Annotated in this window: 11 protein-coding genes; 7 read left to right on the top strand and 4 right to left on the bottom strand. The window is 51.3% G+C overall.

Annotation, left to right across the window (positions count from 1 at the left end):
* Window positions 1-720, bottom strand: a 720-nt coding sequence (locus Q0Y46_RS11095) for a histidinol-phosphate transaminase (RefSeq protein ID WP_297947395.1), incomplete at its 3' end; no start/stop codon positions are given.
* Window positions 721-950: 230 nt separating this feature from the next.
* Here Q0Y46_RS11095 and Q0Y46_RS11090 point away from each other — a divergent pair.
* Window positions 951-1,871, top strand: coding sequence for an NAD(P)-dependent oxidoreductase (locus tag Q0Y46_RS11090; RefSeq protein ID WP_295681266.1), 921 nt, complete (start codon window positions 951-953; stop codon window positions 1,869-1,871).
* Between the two features lie 30 nt (window positions 1,872-1,901).
* Here the strand turns inward: Q0Y46_RS11090 and purF are convergent, their stop codons facing one another.
* Window positions 1,902-3,287 (bottom strand): amidophosphoribosyltransferase, encoded by a 1,386-nt coding sequence (purF, locus tag Q0Y46_RS11085; protein ID WP_295681268.1) that lies wholly within the window; start codon window positions 3,285-3,287, stop codon window positions 1,902-1,904.
* Window positions 3,288-3,798: 511 nt separating this feature from the next.
* Between purF and Q0Y46_RS11080 the strand changes: the two genes are divergently transcribed.
* On the top strand, window positions 3,799-5,940 hold the full coding sequence (locus Q0Y46_RS11080; protein WP_295681271.1) for an InlB B-repeat-containing protein: 2,142 nt from the start codon (window positions 3,799-3,801) through the stop codon (window positions 5,938-5,940).
* A gap of 142 nt (window positions 5,941-6,082) precedes the next feature.
* Window positions 6,083-9,103 carry an InlB B-repeat-containing protein gene (locus Q0Y46_RS11075; protein WP_297947392.1) on the top strand — a complete coding sequence of 1,007 codons (3,021 nt, stop codon included), beginning with the start codon at window positions 6,083-6,085 and terminating at the stop codon, window positions 9,101-9,103.
* 1 nt (window position 9,104) lies between these two features.
* Here Q0Y46_RS11075 and Q0Y46_RS11070 read toward each other — a convergent pair whose 3' ends face one another.
* Both Q0Y46_RS11070 and rsgA read right to left on the bottom strand, forming a co-directional pair.
* Window positions 9,105-10,034 carry a geranylgeranylglycerol-phosphate geranylgeranyltransferase gene (locus Q0Y46_RS11070; RefSeq protein ID WP_297947390.1) on the bottom strand — a complete coding sequence of 310 codons (930 nt, stop codon included), beginning with the start codon at window positions 10,032-10,034 and terminating at the stop codon, window positions 9,105-9,107.
* A 3-nt stretch (window positions 10,035-10,037) separates the two neighbouring features.
* Window positions 10,038-11,186, bottom strand: coding sequence for a ribosome small subunit-dependent GTPase A (gene rsgA, locus Q0Y46_RS11065; protein ID WP_297947388.1), 1,149 nt, complete (start codon window positions 11,184-11,186; stop codon window positions 10,038-10,040).
* Between the two features lie 84 nt (window positions 11,187-11,270).
* Here rsgA and Q0Y46_RS11060 point away from each other — a divergent pair, with 84 nt between their 5' ends.
* Genes Q0Y46_RS11060 through Q0Y46_RS11045 form a run of 4 tightly spaced genes read left to right on the top strand, consistent with a single transcriptional unit; the run spans window position 11,271 to window position 14,419 of the window.
* The gene (locus tag Q0Y46_RS11060; protein ID WP_297947386.1) at window positions 11,271-11,678 is read left to right on the top strand and encodes a hypothetical protein; all 408 of its coding nucleotides are present in this window, start codon (window positions 11,271-11,273) and stop codon (window positions 11,676-11,678) included.
* A 1-nt stretch (window position 11,679) separates the two neighbouring features.
* Entirely contained in the window at window positions 11,680-12,258 is a 579-nt protein-coding gene (locus Q0Y46_RS11055) for a hypothetical protein (RefSeq protein WP_295681283.1), read from the top strand.
* Between the two features lie 12 nt (window positions 12,259-12,270).
* On the top strand, window positions 12,271-12,912 hold the full coding sequence (locus Q0Y46_RS11050) for a nicotinate-nicotinamide nucleotide adenylyltransferase (protein ID WP_297947384.1): 642 nt from the start codon (window positions 12,271-12,273) through the stop codon (window positions 12,910-12,912).
* 16 nt (window positions 12,913-12,928) lie between these two features.
* The gene (locus tag Q0Y46_RS11045; RefSeq protein WP_297947382.1) at window positions 12,929-14,419 is read left to right on the top strand and encodes a DUF2914 domain-containing protein; all 1,491 of its coding nucleotides are present in this window, start codon (window positions 12,929-12,931) and stop codon (window positions 14,417-14,419) included.
* Window position 14,420 lies beyond the last annotated feature (1 nt).

Raw genomic sequence — 14,420 nt, 5'->3', positions numbered from 1 at the left:
GCGGAGGCCTGCGAGACCGTAGATCTTGCTGAACGTACGGCAGCAGATGATGTTCCTGCCTTCGGCGATACGGCTGTTGAAATCCGGGACGAGTTCCGGCGTGTCTTCGATGAATTCGGTATAGGCTTCGTCCATCACGAGCACGCAGGTTTCCGGGAGGCTGTCGGCGAAGTCGATGATTTCCTTGGCGGTGAGGTCGGAACCGGTCGGGTTGTTCGGGTTCGCGAGGAACACGATGCGGGTCTTCTCGTTCACGGCGGCGCGCATGGCCTTGAGGTCGTAGTTGTAGGCCGGGGCCGGCATGTCGACTTCGATAATCTTCGCGTTCATCGCCATGGTGGCGAGCTTGTAGACGGCAAAACTGTGCTTGCCCATCACGGCTTCGGTGCCGGGGCCGAGGAACACCTGGGCAATCATGTCCAGGAGCTCGTTGCTGCCGTTACCCACAGCAATCTGTTCGCGCTTCACGCCACGGAACTCAGCAATCTTTCCGATGAGGTCGTAGCTGCCGCCATCCGGGTAGAGGTTCACTTCTTCCAAAGCCTTGCGGGCCTCTTCCATGCCCTTCGGGCTCGGGCCGAACGGGTTCTCGTTGCTCGCGAGCTTGTCGATTTCTTTCGGGTCGAGGCCGAATTCGCGGGCGGTGTAGGCGATGGGCTTGCCGGTCACGTAGAGCGGCTGGTTCAAGATGTGCTTTTGAGCGAGTTCGTTAATATCCATGATAAAAAGTGGTTAGTGGTTGGTAAATAGTGGTTAGGGATTGAAGAATCCCACTGATACGCTGAAAACTTAGAAAAATTCCGTAGGAAATTCGCTGCGTTGTGATATTGAGCATCGATGATTCATATAATTCGTTGAAATAAGGATTATTTATGTTGGAAAAAATGGTTTACATTGTCTATTGGGGTTCAAAGAGATTATATTTATAAACCAAATGTGAGGATATTGGCATGCGTGTATTCGTTACGGGCGGTACAGGATTCATTGGACACTATGTAGTCAAGGCGTTGCTTGAAAAAGGCCACGATGTCGTCATTGCGACTCGTCACCCCAACAAGATGCCTTCGCTGCGCTCCAATGAAAAGGTCTCTTTTGTAGAGTCGTCCCTTACGGATTTTGACAAGCTCGGCGAGGGCTTGGCAGGGTGCGACGCCTGCATCCATATTGCGCTTGGCTGGGGCGATACCCCGGGCGCCATCCTCATGAACGATACGCGTGCTACGGTGGCCCTCCTCGAAATGGCTGCCAGCGCGGGTTGCGAAAAATTTATCTTCACGAGCAGTACGGCGGCAATGGGCCGCATGCGCCCTGTGATGCGCGAAATGACCAGCAACTTGCCGATGGACCTCTACGGGGCGACCAAGGCGGCGGGCGAGGCTTTCGTGATTGGCTTTACGCATGGCTATGGCCGCTATTTCCCCGATGTCAAGATGAAACGCAATATCATCCGTCCGGGGTACACGTTCGGCAATCCGGCGTACATTGATGGTTGTTCCCAGCCCGACAGGCGCTTTTTCGACATGGCGCGTGCCGTCAAGGACAATCAGGACATCAATATCATCAAGAACGATGGAACGCAGTTCATCCATGCGAGCCAGCAAGCCGAACTCTACATGAAGGTTCTGGAATCCGACAAGAACGAGGAAATTTTCCTCGGGCTCGGCGAAGTATGGATTAGCTGGAAGGAAATTGCCGAGATGATGATTTCCCTGAAGCCTGGCTGCAAGTCCAAAATCGTGGAAACGGATCTCGGCTGGTCCGACGACCCGATGCTCTTTGATGTCAGCAAAATCAAGGACCAGTTTGGCTTGGCCTTTGATGCGCATGACTTCATGATGGACCACGTCAAGTGGACCTTTGATCAAGTTTAATCAAAACGAAGGATTTAGCCTTCGTTTCTTTTACCCACAGCGAGTTTTGTTCGTGTCTGTCCCGATGTAGTCGGGGTAGTCGTTGTCGAAGCAGGCGGCGCAGTAGTTCTCGCCTTCGCCGGTACATTCCTTCATCCCTTCCACGCTCAGGTAGCCGAGGCTTTCGACTCCCAGCATTTTCGCAATTTCGGGGGGTGTCATGGAACTGGCGGCAAGCTCGCCCTGGCTCGGGAAATCCATCCCGAAAAAGCACGGATGCGCAACAGGAGGCGATGCGATGCGGATATGGACTTCGAGGGCGCCTGCGTCGCGGAGCATCCTCGACAAAATCTTGAGAGTGGTGCCGCGCACAATGGAGTCTTCGACAACGCACACGCGCTTGTTCTTGAGCACCCCTTCGATGGGGTTGAATTTGAGCTTCACTTTTTGTTCGCGCACGTTCTGTGTGGGGTCGATGAAGGTGCGGCCCACATAGTGGTTGCGGAGGAGCCCGATTTCAAAACGGATTCCGCTGGCCTGCGAGTATCCGAGTGCTGCGGTTGTGGCGCTGTCGGGCACGGAAATCACGATGTCTGCGTCTACAGGGCATTCCTTGGCGAGCTGCTTGCCCATCTTGCGGCGGATTTTATCGCAACTTTGTTCAAAAATCTTGGAATCGGGGCGGCTGAAGTAGATATATTCAAAAATGCAGTGGGCGAGGCGGTCTTTGTGGGTGAACCGCTCGGAATGGAGACCGTTGTTTGATATGGTCAAAAATTCGCCCGGCTGGATATCGCGAATGTAGTGGGCGCCCAGCAAATCGAAGGCGCAAGTCTCGCTGGCTACGCACCAGGCTTTCCCCATGCGGGCGATGGAGAGCGGGCGGAACCCGAAGCCGTCGCGGGCCACAAACATCGTGTCTTTGCAGATGAAAACGAGGCAGAAACTGCCGGTAAATTTGGAAATGGCCTTCTTGATGGCATCTCCCAAGGTGTCGGCCTCGGTGCGTGCGATTTCGTGCAGGAGAATTTCGGAATCGGATGTCGTCTGGAAGATGTGCCCCTCGGCTTCCATCTCGGCGCGGAGCTCGTTCGCGTTCGTGATATTGCCGTTGTGGGCGACAGCGATCTGCCCCCATTTGCAACTCACGAGAATCGGCTGCGCATTGGCGAGCGTCGATGCCCCGGTGGTGCTGTAGCGTACGTGGCCAATGCCTGCAAAACCTTGCAGTTCATCGACATTGTGTTCGCGGAGCAGGGTGGATACAAGCCCCATGGACTTGCGGACGCGTACCTTGTCTCCATCGGTGACTGCGAATCCGGCACTTTCCTGGCCGCGGTGCTGCAGGGCATAAAGCCCCATGGTGATATTCCGTACAACGTTGTCGCCATTGTAAATGCCGATAACGCCGCATTCTTCGTGCAATTCGTCGAGCATAACGCCTCTTTGAAATGTTTGCTCCCCCTACCTCGAAGGTCACAGCCCACCCGGACGGGTGCAAGCAGGGAAGCGGTCGCGCGAAAATATAGGAATTGGGCATGGGCTCGGCTCGTGGGTTCCTTATACTTTTTTCTTGGACTGGAACCGCTGGATCCCTTTATTTATGCGGGTTTGAGGCGATTTTGGTATTACAATAAATGTAAGGGAGCCTGTATTCCCGCTTGGCTTTTTTGGCTCCGTTTGGGCTCTTGTTCGGTAAATATTGGGCTCTGGAAACGCTCATTTTGCCCCGAAAGGTGTATTACAAAATATGTAATACGTCCATATTGTCCCATGGCAGGGTCTCTTTTTTGACCGTTCGAATGTAAAAAGTCGAAAACATGAGAAAAAAATCACGGATTCCTTCATTTTTTTGGAGACGTTGACTTTGTTTAAAAAAAAGAGGTAAACTTATACTGAAATTTTGCAATAACTTGTCTTTGCAGAATTCACAATAGGGGGATGTACAATGAAAATGACATATATGTCAATTGCAGCCATTGCGACTGTTCTGTCTACGGCTGCGGCATTTGGGGGGACAACCATTAACTTATCGTTGGTTACGTCAGATACGGTAGCCCTGAGTGGCGATACGCTGACGGACACTTTGAGCGGCAATTTTAAAATATCGATTGCCGACAGCGCCACAGTGACGCTTAATGGTGTGACCATCAATGGGGTGAATGATAGTGTTTATTCGTGGGCCGGAATCACTTGCGAGGGATCCTGCACGATCATCCTAGAAGGCGAAAACAAGGTTACGGGGTTCTATGAAGGGTTCCCTGGAATCTTTGTGCCTGAGGATGATAGCCTCTATATTGAGGGTGAGGGTTCGTTGGAAGCTCGCAGTAACGGTTACGCGGCCGGTATCGGTGGCGGTCACAATATAAATGGTGGTAATATTGTGATAGAGGACGGGATGATCACTGCTTTGGGTGGCTTCGGTGGCGCTGGCATAGGCGGCGGTTACGAGGGAGCAATAAGCTCCATCGAAATTGTCGGCGGCACCGTCATGGCTACAGGTGGTGATTCAGCTGCCGGTATCGGTGGTGGTTTAGGTGGATCAGTCGGATTGATCTCTTTTGGCAAAAATGTGCCCAAAGTTACAGCGAAAGCTGGGGAAAATGCCCCGTACAGTATTGGACTCGGCGCAAATGCTCCCGAAGATACTAATGAAGTCAGTCTTGTAAATCTAGCGGGGGTCGAGTTCGAAAAAGGTGTTGCCGATAGCGTTTATTTATTCCAGACATATCTGGTGTATTTTGATGCCAACGGCGGTTTTCGCCTAGCGGGTAGCCAGATTGGTCCCCAGTATTTCTTTTACGATGCGCCCAAGGTAGAGCTTTTGCCGAATCCTTACTTCCGTAACGGATACACGTTTAACGGGTGGAATACGAAGGAAAATGGCAAAGGCGATGCTTATGCCGATAGAGATTCTGTCCAGAATCTCACGGATTCGGCCGGTGGTCGTGTGTGCCTCCATGCGCAGTGGCTTGCTAATAAGTATGTGATTCGCTTTGATGCTAACGGTGGCACCGGTACCATGGACAGTATGTCGGTTGCTTATGACAAAGAAGCGGAACTCTTAAAGAATAAATTTGTTCGCAAGGATTTCGTGTTCAACGGATGGAATACGATGCGAAATGGCAAAGGTGACCAATTCCAAAACAACGCCAAGGTGAAAAATCTGACCGATAAAGCCGATGCTACGGTGAAGCTTTATGCGCAGTGGGTTAAAAAGTTGAGCCATAGCGACATTATCGTTCTCTATGATTCTTTGCAGACTTACACGGGCGCGCCTCTTAACCCCGAGGTGGTTGTGATTGATGGTAAGACGGTACTTACCAAGGGGAAGGACTATAGCGTGAACTATTCCAGAAACAAGAATGCGGGTGTGATGACTGCGACCATCGTGGGCAAAAATGATTATGCTGGCGAAGTCACCGTGGCGTTCAAAATTGCCAAGGCCGATTCAAAGCTCGTGCTTGCTCCTAGAGCCTTTGACGACCTTGTCTATACAGGTAAGGATCAGACGCTTGTGAGGGCTGGCACGGCCAAAAACGGAACTGTCCTCTATAAGCTTGGGCTTGACGGCAATTATTCGGAAGATATCCCGACTGCTAGGTATGCAGGCAAGTACGTTGTTTACTATAAAGTGGTGGGTGACAAAAATTATAACGATGTAAGCGAAAACTTCTTGGTTGTGAAAATCGAAAAGCGTGCGTCGAAACTCGCAGTTATGCCTAGCGCCGTCAAGGATCTTGTCTATACGGGTGAAGAACAGTTCCTCGTGAATGCGGGTGCAGCTGAAAACGGCACCGTACTCTATAAACTGGGTAAGGACGGCGAGTACTCTGAAAAACGGCCGAAAGCGACTGAGCCGGGGACGTACACGGTTTACTTCATGGTTCAGGGCGATAGGAATTACAGCGATGTATCGGAAATGCGCTTGACTGTTGAAATTGCCGAGAAACCGACTTCGATTGGCCAGGCTAGAGTGTTTGCTGAACAATACGAAATGGAACGCAATTTCGATTTGAAGGGCCGCAAACTGCAAGGCCAGTCTATGGCTCGTGGTGCTTATGTCGGCAGGATGAAACTTGTAAAATAATTCCAAGGAAGGGTAAAAAGAAAGAACGGGAAAGAATTTCTTTCCCAGTTCTTTTCCGCCCTCATGTTTTTTCCTTTGAAAAAAATTAAACTTGAAGTGGGATTTTTTATAAAAATTCTTGTAAAATAAAAAAGGTTAAATTATGAAATTAATGAATTTGCCGATGGCTGTCGCAACAATCGCCCTCTCTGCTGCTGCGACATTTGCGGGAAATGCCTTGGACTTATCATTGGTTACGTCTAATACGGTTGTCCAGGATGGCGACACGTTGACAGACTCGCTAACCGGCAATTTCAAGATATCCGTTGCCGACAGTGCGACGGTGACGCTTAATGGTGCAATCATTGTGGGCGAGGATGACGAAGCCTATCCATGGGCTGGGATCACTTGCGAGGGCAATTGCACGATTGTGCTGAATGGCGATAATAAGGTACGTGGCTTCTACAATTCTTATCCCGGCATTTATGTGCCGAGTGGTAGTACGCTCACTATCAAGGGCGATGGCTCACTTGATGTAGGCAGTAATGGGAAAGGTGCCGGTATTGGTTGCGGCAAGGATATAGATTGTGGAAACATTGAAATCGAAGGGGGCTCTATTGTTGCCAAGGGGGCTTGGCAAGGAGCCGCTATCGGAGGTGCTCCTGGTGGCTCTGTCGGCAACATCACGATTAGTGGGGGTGTAATCGAAACCCGAAGCGATAGTTCGTTTGCTGCGGGGATAGGTTGTGGTGCTTTGGCGACTGCTGGTAATATTTCGATTGTCGGTGGTACGGTGAAGGCCGTGGGTTCCCATGCTGCAGCGGGTATCGGTGGCATTTATTGTTCTATTGAACGTGTCTTGATTAGTGGCGATGAAACTCATGTCGAAGCTGTGGCGGGGGCGCAGGCCACTTACAGTATCGGCATTGTTGATTCTTATTCTGAGAATGATATTATTAATCATGTCTTCATCGCTGGTGTAGAAACGGGCGAAATTACAGACAACAGGTTAGAATACCCCTTTACTGAAACTTATACGATTCATTTTGATAAAAACGGTGGTGAAGGGACAATGGAAGACCAAAGCGCTTTTTGCAAGCTTCAACAAGTGCTTACAGAAAACGCATTTACCAAGAATGGTTCTTTATTTGCTGGTTGGAATACAGAGGCCGATGGCAGCGGCACTCACTATGTTGATATGGCTTCTGTGCGGAATCTTGCGGCATCTGAGGGCGAAATTACGTTATATGCCCAGTGGTTCGGCGGAAATCTCGCAGAATTGAAGGGGGATTACAGGGCTCATGATGGTGACACGTTGACGGATTCGCTTGCTGGCTATTACAAGATATCCATCGCTGATGGTGCTACGGTGACTCTTGACAGCGTAATTATCGAGGGTGTGAATAACGATGCTTATAAATGGGCGGGAATTTCTTGTGAAGGCAACTGCACGATTGTTCTCATGGGTGCGAACAGAGTGAAGGGCTTCTATCAATCTTATCCTGGCATTCATGTGCCGATTAATGATACGTTGACCATCAAGGGAACTGGTTCGCTTGATGCCAGCGGCATTGCGGGTGCTGGAATTGGTGGCGGTCTAGAAATAGATTGTGGCAATATCGTAATCGAAAGTGGCATTATTACGGCATCGAGCCGTTATACGTCTGCCGGTATTGGTTCCGGTCAATCGGCTTCTTGCCAGGATATTACGATTAGCGGCGGAATCGTTTCTGTTAAGGCTGGTACATCTAGTGCGGGTATTGGAGGGGGTCTTCAGGGCAGTGTCGGTAATATCACAATCAGTGGTGGTACGGTAACTGCTGTTGGTAGCGAGAACGGTAATGGCGGAGGCGCTATTGGTGGTGGCTATAGGGGGAGTGCTGGATATATCTTGATTACGGATGGTGTGACTAAGGTAATCGCAAAAATATCTAATAAAACGTCGCGCACTATTGGCACCAGTGAAGGTAGTTGCGGTACAATAAGGGTTGCTGATATTGAATATCCCGATGGTGTTTCAGATACGCTCTTTATTTTCGAGACTTACGATGTGGTGTTCAATTCTAATGGTGGCGCTGGTTCTATGGATGGGCAACGCTTAATTTATGGAAGATATTTTGTTCTTACGGAAAATAAGTTTACTCGTAGTGGTTATGTGTTTGATGGGTGGAATACTGAAGTTGATGGTACAGGGCTTGCTTACGATGATAAAACTTCTGTCAAGAACCTCACAGATGTCGCTGGTGATATTGTGACGCTTTATGCGCAGTGGGCTGTTATTGTCAAACAACCAGCAAAACTTGTGACGGCTCCCAGCGCAATCAAAGATCTCGCCTATACGGGTAAGGCTCAGACGCTCATTGTGGCAGGCGATGCCGAGCATGGCAAAATTATGTACAAGCTAGATAAAGAGGGCAAATTTACTGAACAACTGCCAAAGGCGACAAAGGCGGGCGTGTACACGATTTATTACAAGGTGAAAGGCGACGAGAATTACGAAGATCTCGGTGTAGATAGCTTGTCTGTGAAAATTAACAGGCTTGAGTCAAAACTCGTGGCGGCACCGTCCCCTGTCAAAAATCTTGTCTATACGGGCCAGGAGCAGGATCTTGTTGTTGCAGGCAGGGTTGAACATGGCAAGATTCTTTATAAACTCGGAAAGAATGGCCAATACATGAATGTACTCCCGGCGGCTACGGATGCTGGTGAATATACGGTTTATTACCAAGTAAAGGGTGACGAAAATTATTATGGCATAGGCGAGAAGAGCTTTACTGTAGAAATCAAGAAGGCTCCTGCGAAACTCTTGGTGGCGCCAACTCCCAACAAAGAACTCTATGATCCGGACCGGGAAATGCAGCTTGTTTGGGAGGGAAAGGCTGAAAATGGTACGTTGCTCTATAAGGTGGGCGTGAATGGTACATATTCATCGGAACTCCCGACTGTCAGGAAATCGGGTGAATACAAGGTCTTTTACAAAGTAAAAGGGAACAAGAATTACAGCGATGTCGAAGAGGCATACGTGATTGTAAGGTTCAACGAATATAAATCGGCGCTTGCTCGCACGAGGCTGCCTGCCGAGCAATACAAGATGGCTCGCGACTTCGACCTGAAGGGCCGCAAGTTGCAGGGTAAGCCCACGGCCCGTGGCGCCTACTGTGGCCGGATGAAACTCGCTGAATAATCTAGCAGCACACAATAAGGGCGATGAGCCCGGCAAACATCGCAATCTTCACAGCGGATTGCGATTTTCTGTATTGTGCTTTGTGCGCCTGCACAAGCACATAGGCAAATATCGGTGTGAGCGCTATGCCCGTAATAATCAGGAACAGCGGTGGGTAGTTGTGCCCGAACACCTTGTCCATGTAGAATACCGGAATCGGTAACGAAATCCATGTGAAAACGATAATCGCGCCGGCAAGCTTCCGCGCCGTCGCCGAGCCCGCGATAAGCGGGAAGGTCATGATGCCCGCCTTCAAATCGCCCGTTTCGTCTTCCAGGTCCTTGTAGATTTCGCGAGCGGTCGTGAGTAGGAATGCGAATGGAATCGCGGGGATGATCGCCCAAAGGAATTCTGTATGGACGCAACTTGTATTGAACTGGAAAAAATGCTGTACGGCAAAAAGCAGGGGAGTCGTACACAGGAAGGCGACTATCATGTTTTTCAAAAGAGGAATATGCTTGAGCCACTTATTGTAGGCGATGAGGAGTAAGCCGAGAAACAGGAAAAACCATAGCGGGAAAGAAAGGTAGCATATTGCGGTCGGACGCTTCCAAAAGAAAAGCCCGTTGTCGCTGAAGGCTTGGATGAGGCTGTCTCCGCCGCCGCAAAGGAGCATCAGGACGAACAAGACAATCCACGCCCTGCGAGCGGCCTTCACCGAAACCTTTCCGGTCACGAGCGGGCGTTCGGGGCGGTTCATCTTGTCGCTTTCTAGGTCCAAAATGTCGTTCTGGATGTTTGCAAACCCGATGGCGAATGCAAATCCGAGCGATTGCAATACGAGGCTAAATATAGACGGATAATTTTTTAGCAAAGCATACCCAACTACAAGCGTGATTACGGCAATCACGATGTTCTTGGGGCGGGTCATCTTGAAAAGGGCGGCGAGCATCTTCTATTTCCCTGAATTTAAAATTCTAAGGTAGCTTTCGTAGCGGGCGCGGCTGAGTGTCCCGTTCTCGACGGCTTCTTTTACGGCGCATCCGGGTTCCTTGAGGTGCATGCAGTTGCTGTACTTGCATGTGAAAAGGTCGCCTTCGAAAAATCCGGGGAAAATCTTTGCGAGGGTCTCTGCTTCCATGTCCATGAGGCCGATGCTGCGTATGCCCGGGGTGTCGATGACGTAGCCTCCGCCGGGGAAATCCAGCAGGCTCGACGATGTAGTTGTGTGGCGGCCCTTGCCGTCGCGTTCGCGTACGTCACCTGTGCGGAGTTCTGCATCTGGGACGAGCGCGTTGATGAGTGTCGACTTGCCGACTCCGCTCTGCCCGCTGAAAACGGAGGATTTCCCTTCGAGGACTTTGCGCAAATCGTCGAGGCCTTCGCCGGTCTTGACGCTCACCGGGATAAACTTGTCCACGATGCTGATGAAGTCCTGGATGGCTTCGGGCATCGGCGCGTCCCCCAGCAGGTCCATCTTGGTCAGCACCATGACGAAGGGGAGGTTGTTCAGGTTTGCGGCAAGCAGGAACCTGTCGGCAAATCCGTAGTTGAATTCGGGTTGGACGACGCTTGCGACGATGATGACTTGGTCAATGTTTGCAGCGAGAGTCTGTTGCTTGTAAAAGCTGTCGCGCGGGCCGGGGCGGCGGAGTTCGCTTTTGCGGGGGAAAACGCGGACGACACAGTATTTCTGGGAGCCGACTCCCGAACCGTCGTCTTCGCCGTCGTTGACCTGGCCCAAAAGGATGCGGTCCCCGACGGTGGGGAATTCGCCCAGTTCCTTGGTCGTTGTCGCACGGTACATGGCCGTGACGACCGTGTAGGGGTCGTTTTCTAGGCGGACTTCGCAGGTGCGGCGGTGGACTTCCACCACGAGGCCCTTTTCGCAGTTTTCTTCGCCGATGTTTTCGATGGGATTCTTGATCCGCTTGATTTTGGGTTTCTTGAATTCTCTGCTGAAACGCTCCTTGACCGGGCGCTCGTCGACGACTCCGGTGTTCCATTCGCGCATAGCGTCAATGCGACGGGACCGGTGGTCACGTCTGGATGGCTTTGACGTGTGCTTTGCCTGGGCTCCTTCGAATTCGTCGTCTTCTAACATTCGGCTACAATGTAGCATTTTTAATGCTCCGATGTAATTTGCCGCCATCTAAAAAATTATATTGGGTGTATTCAGGTGCAATAAATGGATATCGTCATCAAAATCGCAATCGTCGCTGCCGTTATTCTGGTGGGGTACAATATGTCCCAGGCTATCACCGCATACGCCTCCATTTGCGACAAAGTGGACGAATTCCGCCACCTGATGGCGCAGAGCGAGTCTTCGGGCGCATCGATCCGCTATTCCAATTTCGGGCTCTCGTTAGCCATTTCTGTTGCTGTCGTGCTTCTCTCCTTTTTCTCGGGCCTTGTCTGGTGGATAACGCTGATTGTCGCGTGCAAGGCGGCGGTTTCGCTTTTCTGTAGCGACGCCATGGTGACGCGGATTATCCGCGAAGGGAGAATATCAAAGAATTTCTTTATCTTGGCCAGGGTGGACTCTGTTTTTAACGTGGTTGTTGGCCTTGCGTTCGCCATTATCTTGGTAATGTGACATGAAACGATTTCTTGCGATTATAGCTGTTTGCGCGGCCGTGGCCTTTGGGCAGACGGCCCCGTCAACGGATTTGGGGTCCTCGTCTACGACGACCGTCAATATCCATGTGCCCATATTCGTGGGGGGCGCCCTCGGCTTTGGTAGCGGTACGGGCGTGGGGAAGGAGCGCGGTCTTGGACTTCGCCAGATTGAACCGATGATTGGTTTCTGGTATCCCGGTTTCGGTTTCTTGCGCGCCGGTTACGGGTTCTTTGACTATTCCGAAAAACCGGACAATGGCAAGGAAACGGATATCGAGCATTCCGACTTCGATATCGAACTCGGTGTTCACCTTTTGAGTCAACTTTATATGATGGGTGGCTATTCCCGGTCTAAGGAATTGAGCGACCTCGGTGACGTGGCGTGGAACGAATGGGCTGCCGGTGTAGGTTCTATCCTGTCTCTTTTCGGCAAGGCGATGCTTTTTGCGGAAATCAGTTACCGCTGGGTGTCGGATCATTACGATCCGTTCCTGAACGAGTCTGTCGAAGGGACTCGTCTGCAGTTCAATATTGGCTTTGCCACGTATGTTTACTAGGCGGTTGTGTTTGTGATTGAACATGTCATGAAGAATGTGGCTGTTATGGGTGGTGCGTTCGACCCGGTACATAAGGATCATGTTTCTGTGGCGCGCCATTGCCTCCGTCGGGGCCTTTGCGACGAAGTCTGGTTTATCCCGAGTCCCGATCGCTGGGACAAGACGCTCTGTGCTTCCCCGGAAGACCGTTTTGCGATGCTTGAGTTGGTAACAGGAGATGACCCGCGCCTTGTTTTGTCGGACGAAGAAATCCAGCAGGGGGATTTTCGCGGGACGTATGTCTTTTTGCAGGGGCTTCAGGCTAAGTTCCCCGATGTGAATTTCCGTTTGCTTGTGGGGGCCGACAGCTACCAGGGCATCCCTCATTGGCGTGACCCGCTGAATTTTTACGGCACGAACTACAACGGCCATTTGCTCTTGCGCGATTTCGAACTGATTGTTTTTTCGCGTCGAGGTTACCCCAAGCCCGATCTTGCGGTACACGAGGCGAACGGTTATGCGCCGCTCTACTGGCTCGGCCCGGAAAACGGTTTTGACGGCATCTATTCTAGCACGGCTATCCGGAAGGCGTTGCTTTGCAGCAGCGACAAGCCGGAAGGTCTGGAACAGTGTGTGTACGACTATATTCGTGAACACGACTTATATAGGGTTTGATTTTTAAGGGGTAATCATGCAATTCGTTGATAACCTGCGACAGAAACCTTTTGTACAGAAGGCGGAAAAGTTCTTCCCGGCAATCGCTTTCCTGGGCGGATTCTTCTGGGATTCCGTGACGCTCGGGCAGATGGTCGAGAACAGTGACCTTATCTTCTTGCTTGCATACTATTCGGGTGCGCTCATCCTTGTGATTCTCCTGTCGGCGCACATGGAACACCCCGAAGGCTGGACCAGGGATCGTATCATGGCGGCCCGTGCGGCCGCGCCGCGCCCGCAAGCGAAGGCGGCTCCCAAACCCGCTCCTGTTCCGCCCAAGTCGGCACCTGCGGCAGTTGCGAAGGCCCCGTCTCGTACAGGCTTTGTTTCCCGTCTGAATCCCTTTACAAGGAAGGACGGGGATAGCCGTCCAATCATTCCTGGGCAGGTAAAGTCCGCCGTTTCCAAGGTGTCGAACCTCGCGAAGCCGGCGACCGGGATTGCTTCTGAAAAGCTCAAGACGGTCACGGATGCCGCCTCCGAAAAATTGAAAACGGCCTCTAGCCAGGCGAAAAATGTTGCCCAGAAAATTGCGAACGACGTTGGTTACGAATCTACGGCGATACCCGAAAACGCCATTGTCGTGGAACACCGTTTTTTGGACCGTGAATGGAGTGAAACTTGGAAGAACCGCTTCAGTTGGGCGGTGCAATTCTGCTTCGGTAGCTTGTTCAGTGCGCTTGTGGTATGCTATTTCAAGAGTAGCGGTTCCATCGCTTCGCTTATCTTGGTGATTTTGCTTGCGATCCTCCTTGTGGGTAACGAATTCTTGCAGAAGAAGTACGAAAGTTTCGGCGTGAGCCTTGCGTTCCTCTGTTTGCTCGGCACCATGTTTCTGAACTTCACCATCCCTTACCTTGTCCATAGAATCGGGCTTATTCTGTTCGTGTTCAGCACGCTCCTTTCGCTAGGGATATGCGTGTTTATCCAGAAGGTGTCCCGCCGTAGCAAGAAGGTGCTGATTGCGCCTATTGCCATCAGTGCTGCATTGATTACGGCTTATGTGATGAACTGGGTTCCCCCGGTGCCGCTCGTGCTCAAGCAACAGGTGGCCTGCATCAACTTCGACAAGACGGATTACAGTTGCGATGTCGATGCGCCGAGCTTTTTGCAGAAACTCGGTTTGAAGTCATCGTCGGTACACCGCGATGCCGACATGCCGCTTTACTACTTGAGTTCTGTGTACGCCCCGGCCGATTTGAAGGCCGAAATCGAGTACCGCTGGTATTACAAGGGCCCAAACGATGCGACATACAAGTTGACGGACAGGGTGTCTTCTGGGCGTATGCGTATCAATGGTGGTCGCGAGATGGGCTACCGCAGCTACAGCAAAAAGACGAACGCCCCGGCAGGCAAGTACCGCGTGGAAACGGCGTTCAAGGATGGCGCCGTGATCGGTGCGCTTGCCTTTGAAGTCAAAGAAGGAGCCCGCGATTCTTCGGGATACGTTCGAACCAAGCTTGAATGAT

This window comes from uncultured Fibrobacter sp., assembly GCF_947305105.1.
GTDB lineage: Bacteria > Fibrobacterota > Fibrobacteria > Fibrobacterales > Fibrobacteraceae > Fibrobacter.
Note: the sequence above shows the minus strand (reverse complement) of the source record. Positions and strands in the feature narration are given on the sequence as shown.